The organism is Mycobacterium sp. G7A2 (genome assembly GCF_041902445.1).
Classification (GTDB): Bacteria; Actinomycetota; Actinomycetes; order Mycobacteriales; family Mycobacteriaceae; genus Mycobacterium.
The window spans coordinates 2157179-2172347 of record NZ_CP169251.1 but is presented as its reverse complement, the minus strand read 5'-3'; the positions used below and the strand labels follow the sequence as shown (position 1 = coordinate 2172347).

Sequence of the window (15169 nt, the reverse complement as noted above, 5' to 3'; positions counted from 1 at the left end):
TTCATGGTGCCCCCACTGGGATTCGAACCCAGAATTTCCGGATTTTAAGAACGTGGCGTTCGCCCGTTCGGCACGCCCTGCGCCTTGGGTTCTAGGGACGCAAAGTATTCGATCTCAACTTTCACGTCCTCGACGACCCTCTCGGTTGTGGAGACGCCGATGCCATTGGCCTTCAGCAGGTCGCAAAGTCTGTCGCCGTCGATCAGATCAATCGGTGGCGCTCCATCCCGCTTCGATTCCGTTCGGGCGTCGCTCGTGAAGGTGCCGGTCGTGATCAGCAGTCCTTTCTCCCCCCGGCCGGCCATTGCTCCACGAAAGTCGCGGACGGCCGAACTGCCGACGCTTCCCTTGTACCGCTTGCATTGGAAGAACACCGGAAAGCTCAGTAGCGATATCTCATAGACGCCGAGCCCGTCGATGCCACCGTCGCCCGTTCGGCCGGTCACTGCGACGCTGGAGAAACCGGCCTCGCGGAGCAATCTCTGAGCTAGACGTTCAAAGGCGCCAGGCGACATCCTGTTTATCGTGTCCAGCAGTTCGTCTTTCCAATCAGCCTCGGCCTCAGCCTCCACGTGTTCTAGCTCGTCAGCCACATCCGATGAGCCACGGCGGCCGTTCTTCTTGTTGGCCTTCGTCGCCTTCTTGCGGCTGGCTGCGAACTCCGACCGCAACGGCTCGATGATGTCGGGTGTCGCGTCCTGCCCCGCCTGGGTCACAGACCAGACGCCTCGTGTGCTGTTGTCGAGGAGACCCATACCCTTCAAGTAGGTCCGCGCCCAGGCGAGCCGATTTTGGACGACCGTTTGCGGACCGCCACTGAGCAGCGCGCTCTGCTGCTCGGGCGACAGCTGCTCGCGCTCTATAACTGCCCCATCCAACTCCGTGATGGACGCGGAGCCGCCGAGCGATATCACGGCTTGAAGCGTTGGCCAGAGAAAGTCCGAGTAGGACGGCACCGTCACAGTCACGTGTTCGAGTTTCGCAGAACAATTACACGCCCCGACCGGTATGACGCGGTCCCGTGTTGGTCCCGTAGACGGAGCCGAACCGGGGGCGTACTCGGACGGTACCGAGGGCGACTGCCAGCCGCGCCGAAAGTGCGTTTGAACAGTGCAAACACTGGGCCCGCTAAGCCGTCTACCAGCGCGCTTCCGAACAGCCATTCGGGCGCGTATAAAACTCCCAAACTAGCTACGCGGGTTCGATTCCCGTCGCCCGCTCCACCAGGACCAGCGTGTCGGCCTTCAGGTCGACGCTGAGCCCCCAGCGTGAAACGTGCCCGGCGCAGCGACCGCAGCGCGACGGTCGACGGCGATCAGCGTCGGTGATGCGGTCTCATCGGTGCCACCGCAGGTCCGAATCACACGCAAGAACGACGCTGCCGCCCCCGGGGAAAGCAGGGGCGGCAGCGAAAGCCTCGGGTCAGATCACCAATCGCCGATGGGCGGGCCGACCGGATACTCGCCCTCGTAGGCGGATGCGGTGCTGCCGACCACGGCGCGGACGGTGTCGCGAACCTCGCCCTGCGCGTTGACGACGCCGGCGTCGGCAAGACGCGTCTCGGAGATGCCGCGCGCCACACCGAAGTCATTGATGCGGATGACGGAGTTCTGCGTCTGCGACGCCGTGATGTTCGGGCTGGGGCCGACCTCGTCGACGTCGGCGTTGGCGGTGCCGCTGCCGAATCCGATGGCCGCCGCCACGGCGGCGAATGAGCCCACGGCGAGCAGACCCAGTTTGGTGCAACTGCGAGTGGTAGCTCTGGCGTGACCAGCCATCAGCATTCCCCTTTTGTAGGGAGGACGTCGATCCTCATGAAGTTGTGCAGGGAACTAAATGCTAGCGCCGGGCCTCAGATTCTGCACACTGAACCAGCGAGGGTCACATCATCAAAAGCCCTGCTCAAGCCGGGTTTCAGCAACGCTGAAGGTGACTCCCAGCAAATTGACAGCAATAGTCGGCTGCGCAGACGCGGGACCAGTTGCGGACTTCACCAGCCCCCGCGAACCCAGACGTGCCAGCCCCACCAGAACCACCCGGCCAGCAGCAGCCAGCGCAGGATCCGCCATTGGAACAGCACGTCGACGACCACGGTCAACGACGGCAGCCGCGGATGCAGCAGACAAATCAGCTGCCACAACGCCAGCACGACGAAGGCCACCGCCCAGATCGCCAGGATCAGGGTGGGCGAATCCGGAGCCAGGTTCATCGCCGCACCAGCCACCAGCCGAGCCCGAGCCAGGCCGTGAACCCGCCCACACGCACGGCGTAGTTCTCGAACCACCCGTTCATCAGGTAGCTCAACGTGGGATAGGACGGCCGAGGCGAACTGAAATGGACGGACAAGATCCACACCGCCAGCGCGGCGAACAACACCGCCCACACCGCCAGGCCGCGTCTGCCGATCCGGCCAAGCCGCACGGGTGTCCGGTCGGCGCGGCGTCGGTGCCATCCTCGGCGCAGCGCGTACCCAAGCAATGCGATCCCGGGGATCGCGGTGAACACGGCACTGTAGAGCGTCCAGGGCGAGCCGGCCACGGCGACTGCGGAATATCCGAGCGCCACGGCAAGCAGAGTCCACGCGCGTCCCGCACACATTCGGGGCTTCCCCGGCGCCATGCCTCTACGCTATCGACCACGCGTCGATGGGCGAGGTGGCCGACTGACCTCTCCGGTATCGGCAGCCGAAGGTCAGTGAATCGACATCGAGCAGGCCATAGGCGTGTGATCCACGACATGGACGAGTCGTTCGGTGTGATGCACGACAGATCGTGGACTGCACCGACTGCTCGACATACCTTTGACCCACTTCGCCGACATACGAGTTGCGACTCCGACAGTGCAACTCACGCCTCGACGAGGTTCCCCGCGCAACGGTGCCGATCCGGATTGCCGCACCATCACGGACACGTACAAGCGCGCGTCGCACTGGCCCCGCCTGGCCGCGCTGACCCGATATTTCAATTTGCTATCAATGCGCTACAGCCACTGTTGGGCATGGTCGAGCAGATGTTCGTTCCGACGCGAAGGCGCCATAAGGCGAATCGATTCGCACGAATCATGCTGTGAAAAAGCAGTTTTCGTGAACTCGCGATGAACCTTTCGTCGCAGTTTGCCGCCAGCAGACTTGTCCAGCGATCTCGTCGCGCACCAAGATCATATTTGCTATACGCTGCCCGCATCGAACCGGAACACTCTGAGGAGTACAAACCGATGGGCATTCGTCAATCGCTGTGGGCAGGCATTGCCGCCGCAACAACCACCACCCTGCTGGCGACGACCGTGACACCGCCGCCCCTCTCCGAACGCGACAAGGGTGTCGTATCCGAAACCGCGGTACAGCTGTCCGCCGCATATACCCAGTTCCCCTCGGCCGCAACGCCGCCGGCCGACCCTGCGCAACTCAGCGAGGGCCTGCACCTCATCGCTGCGGTATCCGCATCCACAGTCGACCAACGGGCCGCTGCCATGTCGGCTGTCGACGCGCCGGATGGGTTCGCGGCCGCTGACGACCTCCTCGGCGACGGATCGCTGCCGCGGGAACTGCTCGAGCTCTATGTCACGGGTGGGCCGAGCGCCGTCGTGGCCTACGTGTCACTTGCCCTCAGCGACGCCATCTTCGGTGAAAACTCGATTCCCTCCCAGATCCTGGGCGAATACTTCGACGGCGGCCCGCAGGCCGTCGTCGCCTACACGACGCTGGCGCTCAGTGACGCCGTCTTCGGAGAGGACTCGTTCGCCTCCGGTCTGGTGACGGCCTGGTTCTACGGCTATCCGTTCGACGACGATGACGCCCAAGGCGCTTATGCGGGGGTCGTGCACTACGTCATCGACACAATCGTGGCGCTCCAGGAAAACAGCGAGAGCCCCGCCGACGCCGAGCCCGATGACCAGAGCGACACCACGGCAGGCGAGGAAATGGGCGACGAGGAGACGCCTGTCGCTGATGCAGCCGACACGCCTGCTCTGGAGGGCCCGAATCCCGATCGCTTGACCTTCGAGCAGGCGAGTCCCGGCGAGGCCACCGTCGACGATGAATCGTCCGACGCCCAAGCTCCAGAGGTACACATCGCGGACATCGACGCGATCAGCGACGACGGCTCGAGCCACAGCACTGACGACGCGACTTCGGACGAGGCAGAGGCGCCCGACTCCGTCGAAGGTGTCGGAGGTGTCGGAGGTGTCGGAGAAGGCGCACAGCCGGACGGCGAAGAGGCCGATCCTGACAGTTCGGACGCAGAGTCGGTGGACGACGAGGCGGCAGACGACGAGGCTTCGGACGACGAGGCTTCGGACGACGAGGCGGAAGCGTCACCCGACCACGATTCGGACGACAACGACGACCGTGAACGGCCACGCGAATCCGAGAAGAGCGACAAAGCCTCCCGCGATACGGGTTCCGATACGTCGGACAGCGGTGACAGCGAGTAGCTGCTGATCCGTCAATCGTGTCCGCCGGCGGCGGCTCTCCGTCGGGAGGGCCGCCGCCTTTTCGCGATGGCACAGGCGTGGCATCGCGGACGGACGCGAGCGGCACGATCTAGGGACTTTCGCCCCTAGCCTTGCCGACCGGCTGCGCCGTGAACTGAACCATCGCACCGATCTCGATTTCGATTGCTGGGGGATGTCGATGACCGCCGAGGCGCCCGCGCTACTGGAGCTGAAAGCCCGCCGCCCCTTTCCACCCCGTCTCGGCCCCAAGGGCAATCTGATCTACAAGCTGATCACCACGACCGATCACAAGCTGATCGGCATCATGTACGTGGTCGCGTGCTTCGCGTTCTTTCTCATCGGCGGATTGATGGCGCTGTTCATCCGCACCGAGTTGGTCTCCCCTGGTCTGCAGTTCCTGTCCAACGAGCAGTACAACCAGCTGTTCACCATGCACGGCACCGCGATGCTGCTGTTCTACGCCACCCCGATCGTGTTCGGCTTCGCGAATCTGGTGCTGCCGCTGCAGATCGGCGCGCCGGACGTGGCGTTCCCGCGGCTCAACGCGTTCTCGTTCTGGCTGTTCCTGTTCGGTGCGTTGATCGCGCTGAGCGGGTTCATCACCCCCGGCGGGGCAGCGGACTTCGGCTGGACGGCGTACTCGCCGCTGACGGACTCGATCCATTCCCCCGGCGCGGGGGCGAACCTGTGGATTCTGGGCCTCGGCGTGGGCGGGTTGGGAACGATCCTGGGTGCGGTCAACATGATCACCACGGTGGTGTGCATGCGCGCGCCGGGTATGACGATGTTCCGGATGCCGATCTTCACCTGGAACATCCTGGTGACCTCGATCCTGGTGCTGCTGATCTTTCCGCTGCTGACTGCGGCGTTGTTCGGGTTGGCCGCCGACCGGGTGCTGGGCGCCCACGTCTACGACCCGGCCAACGGCGGAGTGTTGTTGTGGCAGCACCTGTTCTGGATCTTCGGCCACCCCGAGGTGTACGTCATCGCGTTGCCCTTCTTCGGTATCGTCAGCGAGATCTTCCCGGTGTTCAGCCGTAAGCCGATCTTCGGCTACACCACACTGGTGTATGCCACGGTCAGCATCGCTGCGTTGTCCATGGCGGTGTGGGCGCATCACATGTTCGCGACCGGGGCGGTGCTGCTGCCGTTCTTCTCGTTCATGACGTTCCTGATCGCGGTGCCGACGGGCATCAAGTTCTTCAACTGGATCGGCACGATGTGGAAGGGCCAGTTGACGTTCGAGACCCCGATGTTGTTCGCGATCGGCTTCATCGCCACGTTCCTGCTCGGTGGCCTGTCGGGTGTGCTGCTGGCCAGCCCGCCGCTGGACTTCCACGTCCATGACACCTATTTCGTGGTGGCCCATTTCCACTACGTGTTGTTCGGCACGATCGTGTTCGCCACCTACGCGGGCATCTACTTCTGGTTCCCGAAGATGACCGGCCGGCTGCTCGACGAACGGCTGGGCAAGCTGCACTTCTGGCTGACCTTCATCGGCTTCCACACCACGTTCCTGGTGCAACACTGGTTGGGTAATGAGGGCATGCCGCGCCGCTACGCCGACTACCTGCCCAGCGACGGGTTCACCGCGCTGAACATCGTGTCGACCATCGGCGCGTTCATCCTGGGCGCCTCGATGCTGCCGTTCATCTGGAACGTCTTCAAGAGCTGGCGCTACGGCGAGCCGGTGACCGTCGACGACCCGTGGGGCTACGGCAACTCGCTGGAGTGGGCCACCAGCTGCCCACCACCGCGGCACAACTTCACCGAGCTCCCGCGCATCCGTTCGGAGCGTCCCGCGTTCGAGTTGCACTATCCGCACATGGTCGAGCGCATGCGCCGCGAGGCCTACATCGGCCGCTCCCACGGCCCCGGCGGGGGCGACGTCACCCGGGTCGAGAGCGAGAACGTCCGCAGCTGAGGCTCAGTCAGGGGCGCCGCTGAGGTCCCGGGTCGCCGGGCCTTCGAGCAACGTTCCGTCTGGCGCGAACCGGGATCCGTGCAGCGGGCACTCCCAGGCCTGGTCGGCGTCGTTCCAGTTGACGATGCCGCCGAGGTGTGGGCACACCGGTGATACCCGGTGCTCGACGCCGTCGACGACGCTGCGCGCCTCCATGTTCCACGGCGGCCCACTGACCACGCCCCCATTGTCGGGGGTTCGGTTGCCGATTCTGGTCACCGGCGTGACCCATCCTCGAGCCATGTACAGCCCGACCTCGGCGTTGATCTGCATGGCCTTGGGGATGCCGGACAGTTCGTGCGGGCTCCAGCTCGCAAACGCCTGCGCCCAGTCCATCCGCCCGCCGAGGATACGGCTGGTCAACGCCAAGGCGGCGGCGGTGCCGTTCGTCATGCCCCACTTGTCGAATCCCGTTGCCACGAAGATCTCGTCGTTACCGGGCAGGATGGGGCCGACGTAGGGCAATTCGTCGATCGGGCTGTAGTCCTGCGCCGACCAGAAGTGCGTCTGAACCGCCCCCGGAAAGTGCAGCTTGGCCCACGAGTCGAGTTCCTGCACCGACGACGCCGGGCCCTTCTGCTGTCCCACCGGATGACCCGCGCCGCCGACGATCAACCGGTCACCGGCGGCGGTGGGTGCGTATCGCAGCGAGCGGGTCGGCGAGTCGGCGGAGATGTACATGCCTCGGGTGATGTCCCCGGGCACCTGGTAGGCCAGACAGTACGAGCGCTGCGGTTTGAGCCGGGCGAAGAAGCCGCCTCGGTCGAGGATCGGGATGCCGGTGGCCAGCACGCACTGATCGGCGGAGACCTCGAACTCGTCTGCGGCGGCGGTGCGCACGTGCATCGCCAGTCCCTGTCCGCGACCGGTCACCTTCTGCACCCGCACACCCTGCGCCAGCCGACCGCCGTGTTCCTCGAGCTCGACGATCAGGCTGTCCAGCAACGGCATCGGATCGAATTGCGCCTGGTCGCGCAACCGGACGCCGCCATGAAAGGGGAACGGCACGTCGGCGTCGTCGACCCAGTCCACGTCGAGTCCGGCCGCCCGGCACGCCTCGAGTTCCTCGCGCGCCGACGAAACACCCTGCGCGGACTGCGCGTAGGTGAGCGCGTCTTCGCGCTGCACGGACAATCCGTGCTCGGCGCAGCGCTGCACCAGCCATTCCATGCCCTCGCGGTTGCCTTCGACGTACTGGCGCCCGACCTTCGGGCCGTGCTTGCCGACGATCTTGGACAGCTTGGTGTGCTGCAGCAGACTGATCTTCGCGGTGGTGTTGCCGGTGGCGCCCGCACCGACCGTCAGCGCCTCGAGCACCAGGACATCCTTGCCTGCGCGGGCCAACAGCACTGCCGTGATCAGACCGGTCAATCCGGCGCCGACCACGACGACGTCCGCCGAGCGCTGGTCTTCGGCCAATCGTGTCGGCGACGACTCGTCAACACGATCGGCCAACCACAAAGAAGTCATGGCCTCGCAGTACCCCCGGGTACAAACACCAAACGAGCCGGGCTTTCACAGCGGGTGGGCCGATACACGAACGTCCGGCTGCGTCCCGGGAGTAACGACGCGTCGACGGGTGACTCGAGCGCGACCGAACACCGTCTCGCCCTGACCCGCGCACGAAAGCTGCCGGCCGGCCGAGGAACCGTGTTCCGCGGCCGGCCGGCGCCGGAATCATGTGAACGTCACGCGCTCGGCGGCGTCCCGGTCTCAGTGGTCGTCGCAGCCTTTCGGCCGAAGACGACACCGAGACCGATCATCAGAACCGCCAGGACCAGGTGCAGCCAGTTGTCGGCGGTGTTCAGCGGCACGAAGTTCGCGTCGCTGTTCAAGTTGATGATGAGCCCGTACAGCCACAGCACGGCGTACACCACACCGCCGCCCACCAGGTATATCCGGGCGGTGTTGAAGCTGCGCGCCAGCGCGAGTCCGGCGATGCCGAACAGCAGATGCACGATGTTGTGCAGTACCGAGACGGCGAAAATTCCGAGCAGCAGCGCGCTGGGCGGGTGGTGCCCGGCGAAGGACATGTCGCCGTAGTTGGTGGTGATACCGGGAATGAAGCCGGCGATTCCGACGAGCAGGAAAACCACGCCGAAAATGAATGCGGTCATCTGCACAGGCGTGTTGATCGCCAGACCGCGACGCCCGGTGGTCGAAGAATTGACCATGATCAGGTACCTCCTCAAGGTGGGCCAATGTCTGTGGGCCGGTCGTATCCGGCCCGCACAGTGCTACCCGGGCTGAGTCCACGAAAACGCCTCCTGCACAGGTTTTCGCAGCATGGATATGTTGTGGCAATCGCGTCCGGACCTCAGAGCGGCGCTGGACGCGCCAGACCGTAGGCTTTCGCCTCATGCCCATGAACGACGTCGACCATCGGCTGAGCCCGCCGCCCACGGACGGCTACGTCTACCGGACGGCGTGGCGGGTGGCCACCGGTGACATCGGCGCCGATCTCGAGCTCAGGCTCGATTCGGTGGCCAGATACCTGCAAGAAGTGGGTGCGGAGAACCTGGTGGACGCCGGCGAGGCCGAGCAGCATCCCCACTGGCTTGTGCAGCGCACGGTGATCGACGTGATCGAACCGGTGAAGTTCCCCAACGAGGTGTCGTTCAGCCGGTGGTGTTCGGCGTTGTCGACACGGTGGTGCACGATGCGCGTCGACCTGGACGGCAGCGACGGCGGTCACATCGAGACCGAGGGTTTCTGGATAGCGATGAACGCGAAGACCCTGACCCCGCAGCGGGCTACCGACACTCTGTTGGAACGGTTCGGATCCACCACCGACGAGCACCGGCTCAAGTGGCGACCGTGGCTGCAGAACCCGGCCCAGACCGACGACACGATGCCGTTTCCTCTGCGGCGCACCGATATCGACCTGTTCGAACACGTCACCAATACCGCGTACTGGCACGCAATTCACGAGTTGGCGCCGCTGGCGCCTGATGTCGTCGATCCCCCATACCGGGCAGTGATCGAGTACCGCCGTCCGATCAAGTACGGCGAGGATGTGACCCTCCGCTGGACCCGGCGGGGCTCCGCGGCCACGGCCGACATGGAGATCGCATTGACTGTCGAGGACGAGGTCCGAGCGGCGGCGCTGCTCCGAAAGTTGTGACTACCCGATTCGCGTAGCGCCGACCGCGCTCGACCGGCATGCCGACCTGGGCGGGTCAGTCACGCACGTCAACATCGAGCAAATCACAGATACGTAACTGAAACTGCTTCGTAGCGCTCAGTACGACTTCTCATCCATGGCCATGAACAGCACTGCCACGGCCAACAGCGCGCCAATCAGAATGATGTAAGTCATGAACGTCTCCGGCTTCATTGTGCTCTAGGCGTGAACAGCGAACTCCACCATAACGACGGTTGACGCCGATGGCAATAACCGCAGCCGCGAAATGTGTGACTTCTTACAGATTTGGCAAAGTACCATCAGCTGGTGGCAAACTCTCCCTGATACACATGCGCCCCGAAGCTGCAGTTCAGAGCATTGGAAAGTCGATGACTCGGTTGTGTCGCAACCCAAAATGCACCGAAAAGTGTGAATACAGTTATCTTGTGCACTATTAAACTGTGCGCTACCGCCGTGGCGTCGGTTCAGCTCTGCGCGCACATCACTGAAATCGCAGCTCACGCACCAGAGCGGACCGGTTTCTGTCGGTACGCTGAGTGCCATGGAAGGCGCCCTGCTCATCTTGATCTTGTTGGTCGTGGCTGCGATCGGTGTTGCGGTCTATGCGTCGTCGAAGGCGTCGAGCCGGCGCACCGCCACCTCGCTGGCTGACGCCCAGGCCGACGCCCGCCGCGTCATCGAACGGCTCGGCGGTCAGGTGTTCGCCCTCTCCGCCACCGATGGTGCCGCCAAGCAGGCACTTGCCGACGCATCCGAGCGGTACACCGCAGCGTCGTCACAGATGGAGCAGGCCACCACGCCCCGCCAGGCCCAACTGGCGAAAGAAAGCGCGATGGAGGGCCTCTACTACGTGCGGGCCGCGCGAACTGCGATGGGGATGGATCCCGGACCGGAGCTCGAGTCGCTGTCGGGCCAGCGCACGGCCGGCACCGTCACCGAGGATCGCCGCATCGCCTTCGAGGGCCGTGAGATCGAGGCCTCACCCGCACCCTCGGAGCGCACACCGAACTACTACCCCGGCGGTCGGGTGGCCGGACGTCCCGTGCCCGCGGGTTGGTATTCGGAGCCGTGGTGGAAGCCGGCGCTGGTCGCCGGAGCCTGGGGCGTGGGATCTGCACTTCTGTTCAGCAGCTTGTTCTCCGGCATGGCCGGCGTGGGCTACGGCGCGCAGGGGTTCGAGAACGGCTACGGCGAAGGCTTCCAGGACGGCATGGCGGCCGGTCAGGACGGCGGTTTCGACGGTGGCGACGGCGGGGACTTCGGCGGCGGCGACTGGGGCGGCGGCGGAGACTTCGGCGGTGGCGATTTCGGCGGGTTCGAGTTCTGAGCGAGCTCGCTCATCCAGTGCCCTGGCAGGTGGGACACCAGAACAGGTTTCGGCCCTCGAGCTCGGTGGTCCGAATGGCATCACCGCACACCCGACACGGATCACCGGCCCGCCGGTAGACGTAGGTCCGTGGGCGTCCCTTGCGGTAGGACGGTGCACCGAGGTCGTGCTCGGCGCGCACGACGACGATCTTCCCGCGGCGCACGCCGATCTTCATCAGAGCGACCAGATCGGTCCACATGGCGTCGTATTCGGTCGCGCTGATGGTGGTGCCGGGCCTCATCGGGTCTATGCGATGGCGAAACAGCAGCTCGCTGCGATACACATTGCCGACGCCCGCGATGACCGTCTGGTCCATCAGCAGAGCACCGATGCTCCTGCGGGACTTGACGATCCGTCGCCACGCCAATTCCGGGTCGGCATCACTGCGCAATGGATCGGGGCCCAACTTGGCGACCACGTCAGCGATATCCGGCTCCTCGATCACCTCGCAGACCGTCGGTCCGCGCAGATCGGTGCCGTAGTCGGCGCCGATGATCCGCATCCGCACCTGCCCGACCGCCTCGGGCTCGATCCCGTTGGCGGGCACCGGCCATTCGGTGAACGCGCCGTAGAGACCGAGGTGCACATGCACGATGCGGCCGCCGTCGTAATGATGGAACAGGTGCTTACCCCAGGCGCTGGCCTTGGCGAACGAGCGGCCGCTGACCGCCGCTGCGCCCTCGACGAAGCGGCCCTGCGGGCTCGTCACCGTGACCGGCTTGCGCCCATACCGGCGTTGGTGCTGGCGAGCCAGCCGATGCAGCGTATGACCCTCGGGCATGAAGCCGAAACAGTGTTAGGAAATCACGCGCCGGGGACCGGCGGCGCGAGGTGTGTCTTCTCATAGTCGGCGAGAATGTCGATGCGGCGCTGATGGCGGGGCGCCTCCGACCACTCGGCGCCCAGAAACGCGTCGACGATCGCGAGCGCTTCCTCGGTGGTGTGCATACGCCCGCCGATGCCGATGAGTTGGGCGTTGTTGTGCTCCCGCGCCAGCGACGCGGTCTCGGTGCTCCACGCCAGTGCGCAGCGGGCGCCCGGCACCTTGTTCGCGGCGATCTGCTCACCATTGCCCGAACCGCCGAGCACGATGCCCAGACTGCCTGGATCGGCGACGGTCTTCTCCGCGGCCGCGATGCAGAAGGCCGGGTAGTCGTCGTCGGCGTCGTAGCTGAACGCTCCGCAGTCGACGGGCTCGTGACCCGTCGCCCTCAAGTGCTCGATGATGGCCTGCTTGAGCTCGTATCCGGCGTGGTCCGCCCCGAGGTAGACGCGCATGGCGCTTACCCTACTGCCCCACCCTGCTCCGCAACCGCGCGTACCGGCACAGCGACCTTTCTCCGCGAGCACGTTCGGCACGGCGGCGCGCCGCCCAGCCGGCGGTCGCGGAGCTAGGCGACCGTGATGGCGTCGAGACGCTCTTTGATGAAGTCGGCCGACGTGACCGGCGGCAGGCCTGCGATGCGACCGATCGGCGGCTCCAACGGAGTGATCAGCGCATCGTGGTTGGCCTCGTAGAAGTAGATCAACGAGACCAGATCCTCCTCGGGGGCATCCGGTTGCGGCGGCAACACCCGATGCCGGCCTGACGGCCAGCGCCGCCCACTCCAGTACTCCAACAGGTCACCGATGTTGACGGTCAACGCAGCCGGGTCGTAGGGCGCGTCCTGCCAGCCACCGGTGTCGGAATACACCTGGAGCCCGCCCGCGCCGGGTTCACGGTCGAGGATCGTCACCGTGCCGAAGTCGGTGTGCGGACCGATTCGGAACTGTCCCGGTTGCGGCTCCCCCACCACACTCACCGGCGGGTAGTGATTGATGTTCATCGTCCACGTCGGCATGCTCGCCAGGTCGCGGAACACGTTGCCCGGAAGCTGCAGCGCGTGGCAGAACAGCGCCAGCAGGTCGTCGGACACCGCGCGCATCGCCGCGGTGTACCTCGTCACCAGGGACTGCAGGCGCGGCACCTCGGCCGGCCACACGTTCGGCGCGAACCAGACCCGGTCGACGTCCACGTCGCCGGTCGCGGTTTCGGCGCCCAGACTGAAACTCTCCTTCAAATCCGGAGGTGTCTCGGTCCCCTCCGAGTAGGCGTTGGCCTCGGCGCCGGGCGCCAGCCAGCCGTGCCCGCCGACGCGCACCGCATACGCCGCCTTGACCTCCTCGGCGAGAGCGAAGAACTCCCGCGCGGCCTCTCGGACCCCGGAGGTCAGCGACGGGTCCACGCCGTGCCCGGTGACGAGGATGAAGCCCGCACGCTGCAGGCCGGCGTCGACGTCGGCGGCCACCGCGTCGGCACTGCTCCCGCCGCTACGCCAGCGGGAAAGGTCCACCGTGGCAATATCACTCACCGATATCCTCCGCCCACAGGTCCGGGTTTGCAGCGATGAACTCCCGCATCATGGTCGCGCAGCGCTCATCGTCGAGCACGGTCACCGCCACGCCGTGCTCGGCCAACCAGTCGTGGCCACCGGTGAATGTGCGGCTCTCACCGATGACCACCGCCCCGATGTTGAACTGGCGCACCAGCCCGCTGCAATACCAGCAGGGCGACAAGGTGGTCACCATGATGGTGGAGCGGTAGCCGCGCTGGCGACCCGCATTGCGGAAAGCGTCGGTCTCGGCGTGCAGCGACGGGTCATCGAGCTGCACCCGCCGGTTGTGGCCGCTGCCCAGCAGCGTCCCGTCGACTGCGAACAGCGCGGCACCGATCGGGATGCCGCCCTCCGACAACCCTTTCCGGGCCTCCTCGACCGCGACGTCGAGCATCTGGGTGTGCGAGGTCATTCCGTCTGCACTGCCAGCTTTTTGCGACACAGCACAATGTAGCCCGCCGCAGCCAAGAAGAAGCCGACGAAGAACGTGATGTCACCGAGTTGGGGCACCGCGGCCGCGATCACTCCGACGAGCTTCTCCTGATTGGCGAACAACGCGACGGAAGCCACCAACCCGAAGGCGAACGCGGCCAGGCCTCCCCAGTTGGTGTAGGACCGGTCATAGAGCAGGTGAGCGACCGGCTGGCCCCGTCGCAGGTACTGGTCGGCGAACACCACCCCGAGCCACGGTCCGACCCAGTACGCGATGATCAGCAGAAACGCCTCATAGCTGTGCGCGGCGTCGGGTAGCGCCCACCACGCCACCAGGAACCCCGCCACCCCGAAGAACACGGTCACCAGCGCGCGGGCCACATGCGCGGGCAGCCGGATGCCGATGGTCACGAACGCCATGGCCCCGGAGTACACGTTGATCGCGTTGGCCGCGATCGCGCCGACGGCGATCGCCAACAGCGTCGCCTTGGCCAACGGCGAGGCCAGCTCGGCGGTGAACGACCCGGTGGGGTCTGCCAGCGATGCCGCACCGGTGGTCACCGAGGCCGCGCCGACCACCTCCAGCACGACACACGCCGTGAACAGCCCTGCCGCGGCGAAGAACCCGGTGCGGCGCGGTGACACCGACGCCGGTAGGTAACGCGTGAAATCAGCGGCGTACGGCGTCCACCCCGCCGCATAGCCGAAGGAGGTGCCGACGGTGAGCAGGAAGCCGCCCAGCCCGCCCACTCCGTCGGCGGCGGGCGCAGCGTTGCCGAGGTCGGCATGCGCGAAGATGGCGACCGACGCTGCGAGGAAGATCACCGCCAGCACCGGGAACGAGAACCGCTCGAACGCCTGAACCAGGTTGTGCCCGAAGAACGCCAACACCGTCTGCGCAGCCACGATGATGACCAGTCCGACCAGCGGAGCGAAACCGAACAGCGTCGACAAAGCGAAAGCGCCGCTGACGCTGTTGGTGGCGAACCACCCGACCCCGGCGGTGATCGACATCAACACCGCAGGCACCGCGTTGCCTCTGAACCCAAAAGCCAAACGCGCCATGACCATCTGGGGCACCCCGTGCAGCGGCCCGCGGGCGGAGAGCAGGAAATGCGCGACGGCGCCCAGGCCGGTCCCGACCACGATGCCGGCGACCGCCTGCCAGAACGTCATACCGAAGGCCAGCACCGCCAGCATGCCGACGAAGATGGTCGCGAACTCCAGGTTCGGCGACGTCCACGTCCAGAACAACTGGCTCGGCCGGCCGTGCCGGTCCGCCTCGGCGATGTGTTCGTTGCCGCCTGGCTCCACCGCGACGACGCGGTCGCCGTAGGTACCTTCTGTCGTCGGCTCAGCCAGGCTCACCGGACAACGGTCAGTCCGAAACCGCCACCGCGCAAGTCGAGTCAATCTGTCGGAAACAATCGGGC

15 protein-coding genes are annotated in these 15169 nt (G+C 65.6%); 4 read left to right on the top strand and 11 right to left on the bottom strand.

Annotated features, from left to right (window positions below):
* Positions 1–44: 44 nt before the first annotated feature.
* From ACEWX3_RS10565 to ACEWX3_RS10550, 4 genes are all read right to left on the bottom strand, one after another.
* Positions 45–968, bottom strand: a complete 924-nt coding sequence (locus ACEWX3_RS10565; RefSeq protein WP_374159383.1) for a restriction endonuclease — start codon at positions 966–968, stop codon at positions 45–47.
* 459 nt (positions 969–1427) lie between these two features.
* Complete coding sequence (locus tag ACEWX3_RS10560; protein ID WP_374159830.1) at positions 1428–1778, bottom strand: hypothetical protein; 351 nt, start codon at positions 1776–1778, stop codon at positions 1428–1430.
* A 212-nt stretch (positions 1779–1990) separates the two neighbouring features.
* Entirely contained in the window at positions 1991–2209 is a 219-nt protein-coding gene (locus ACEWX3_RS10555) for a hypothetical protein (RefSeq protein ID WP_374159382.1), read from the bottom strand.
* A complete protein-coding gene (locus ACEWX3_RS10550) occupies positions 2206–2619 on the bottom strand; it encodes a hypothetical protein (protein WP_374159381.1) in 414 nt (137 codons plus the stop codon). The genes ACEWX3_RS10555 and ACEWX3_RS10550 overlap by 4 nt, the downstream gene beginning before the upstream one ends.
* Positions 2620–3093: 474 nt before the next feature.
* On the opposite strand from ACEWX3_RS10550, the gene ACEWX3_RS10545 reads away from it, so the two are divergent.
* Both ACEWX3_RS10545 and ctaD read left to right on the top strand, forming a co-directional pair.
* Entirely contained in the window at positions 3094–4431 is a 1338-nt protein-coding gene (locus ACEWX3_RS10545) for a hypothetical protein (RefSeq protein WP_374159380.1), read from the top strand.
* Positions 4432–4630: 199 nt separating this feature from the next.
* Positions 4631–6376, top strand: coding sequence for a cytochrome c oxidase subunit I (gene ctaD / locus ACEWX3_RS10540; protein ID WP_374159379.1), 1746 nt, complete (start codon positions 4631–4633; stop codon positions 6374–6376).
* A gap of 3 nt (positions 6377–6379) precedes the next feature.
* Here ctaD and ACEWX3_RS10535 read toward each other — a convergent pair whose 3' ends face one another.
* Both ACEWX3_RS10535 and ACEWX3_RS10530 read right to left on the bottom strand, forming a co-directional pair.
* Positions 6380–7885 (bottom strand): FAD-dependent oxidoreductase, encoded by a 1506-nt coding sequence (locus ACEWX3_RS10535; RefSeq protein ID WP_374159378.1) that lies wholly within the window; start codon positions 7883–7885, stop codon positions 6380–6382.
* A gap of 218 nt (positions 7886–8103) precedes the next feature.
* On the bottom strand, positions 8104–8589 hold the full coding sequence (locus ACEWX3_RS10530) for a DUF4383 domain-containing protein (RefSeq protein WP_207067875.1): 486 nt from the start codon (positions 8587–8589) through the stop codon (positions 8104–8106).
* A 185-nt stretch (positions 8590–8774) separates the two neighbouring features.
* On the opposite strand from ACEWX3_RS10530, the gene ACEWX3_RS10525 reads away from it, so the two are divergent.
* Positions 8775–9539 (top strand): acyl-[acyl-carrier-protein] thioesterase, encoded by a 765-nt coding sequence (locus tag ACEWX3_RS10525; RefSeq protein ID WP_207067876.1) that lies wholly within the window; start codon positions 8775–8777, stop codon positions 9537–9539.
* A 562-nt stretch (positions 9540–10101) separates the two neighbouring features.
* Positions 10102–10887, top strand: a complete 786-nt coding sequence (locus tag ACEWX3_RS10520) for a DUF1542 domain-containing protein (RefSeq protein WP_207067877.1) — start codon at positions 10102–10104, stop codon at positions 10885–10887.
* 10 nt (positions 10888–10897) lie between these two features.
* Here ACEWX3_RS10520 and ACEWX3_RS10515 read toward each other — a convergent pair whose 3' ends face one another.
* The 5 genes from ACEWX3_RS10515 to ACEWX3_RS10495 form a co-directional block, all read right to left on the bottom strand.
* A complete protein-coding gene (locus ACEWX3_RS10515; RefSeq protein ID WP_374159377.1) occupies positions 10898–11710 on the bottom strand; it encodes an Fpg/Nei family DNA glycosylase in 813 nt (270 codons plus the stop codon).
* 23 nt (positions 11711–11733) lie between these two features.
* On the bottom strand, positions 11734–12207 hold the full coding sequence (locus ACEWX3_RS10510; protein WP_207067879.1) for a ribose-5-phosphate isomerase: 474 nt from the start codon (positions 12205–12207) through the stop codon (positions 11734–11736).
* A 113-nt stretch (positions 12208–12320) separates the two neighbouring features.
* On the bottom strand, positions 12321–13280 hold the full coding sequence (locus ACEWX3_RS10505; RefSeq protein WP_374159376.1) for an isopenicillin N synthase family dioxygenase: 960 nt from the start codon (positions 13278–13280) through the stop codon (positions 12321–12323).
* Positions 13273–13716 carry a nucleoside deaminase gene (locus ACEWX3_RS10500; RefSeq protein ID WP_207067881.1) on the bottom strand — a complete coding sequence of 148 codons (444 nt, stop codon included), beginning with the start codon at positions 13714–13716 and terminating at the stop codon, positions 13273–13275. The genes ACEWX3_RS10505 and ACEWX3_RS10500 overlap by 8 nt, the downstream gene beginning before the upstream one ends.
* Complete coding sequence (locus ACEWX3_RS10495; RefSeq protein WP_374159375.1) at positions 13713–15104, bottom strand: cytosine permease; 1392 nt, start codon at positions 15102–15104, stop codon at positions 13713–13715. The genes ACEWX3_RS10500 and ACEWX3_RS10495 overlap by 4 nt, the downstream gene beginning before the upstream one ends.
* Positions 15105–15169: the final 65 nt, after the last annotated feature.

What these genes read in the sequence shown, in the direction of transcription:
- ACEWX3_RS10560 (WP_374159830.1), bottom strand. Translation starts at nt 1,778, where the DNA reads ATGGCTGGTCACGCCAGAGCTACCACTCGCAGTTGCACCAAACTGGGT.
- ACEWX3_RS10555 (WP_374159382.1), bottom strand. Translation starts at nt 2,209, where the DNA reads ATGAACCTGGCTCCGGATTCGCCCACCCTGATCCTGGCGATCTGGGCG.
- ACEWX3_RS10550 (WP_374159381.1), bottom strand. Translation starts at nt 2,619, where the DNA reads ATGGCGCCGGGGAAGCCCCGAATGTGTGCGGGACGCGCGTGGACTCTG.
- ACEWX3_RS10545 (WP_374159380.1), top strand. Translation starts at nt 3,094, where the DNA reads ATGAACCTTTCGTCGCAGTTTGCCGCCAGCAGACTTGTCCAGCGATCT.
- ctaD (WP_374159379.1), top strand. Translation starts at nt 4,631, where the DNA reads ATGACCGCCGAGGCGCCCGCGCTACTGGAGCTGAAAGCCCGCCGCCCC.
- ACEWX3_RS10535 (WP_374159378.1), bottom strand. Translation starts at nt 7,885, where the DNA reads ATGACTTCTTTGTGGTTGGCCGATCGTGTTGACGAGTCGTCGCCGACA.
- ACEWX3_RS10530 (WP_207067875.1), bottom strand. Translation starts at nt 8,589, where the DNA reads ATGGTCAATTCTTCGACCACCGGGCGTCGCGGTCTGGCGATCAACACG.
- ACEWX3_RS10525 (WP_207067876.1), top strand. Translation starts at nt 8,775, where the DNA reads ATGCCCATGAACGACGTCGACCATCGGCTGAGCCCGCCGCCCACGGAC.
- ACEWX3_RS10520 (WP_207067877.1), top strand. Translation starts at nt 10,102, where the DNA reads ATGGAAGGCGCCCTGCTCATCTTGATCTTGTTGGTCGTGGCTGCGATC.
- ACEWX3_RS10515 (WP_374159377.1), bottom strand. Translation starts at nt 11,710, where the DNA reads ATGCCCGAGGGTCATACGCTGCATCGGCTGGCTCGCCAGCACCAACGC.
- ACEWX3_RS10510 (WP_207067879.1), bottom strand. Translation starts at nt 12,207, where the DNA reads ATGCGCGTCTACCTCGGGGCGGACCACGCCGGATACGAGCTCAAGCAG.
- ACEWX3_RS10500 (WP_207067881.1), bottom strand. Translation starts at nt 13,716, where the DNA reads ATGACCTCGCACACCCAGATGCTCGACGTCGCGGTCGAGGAGGCCCGG.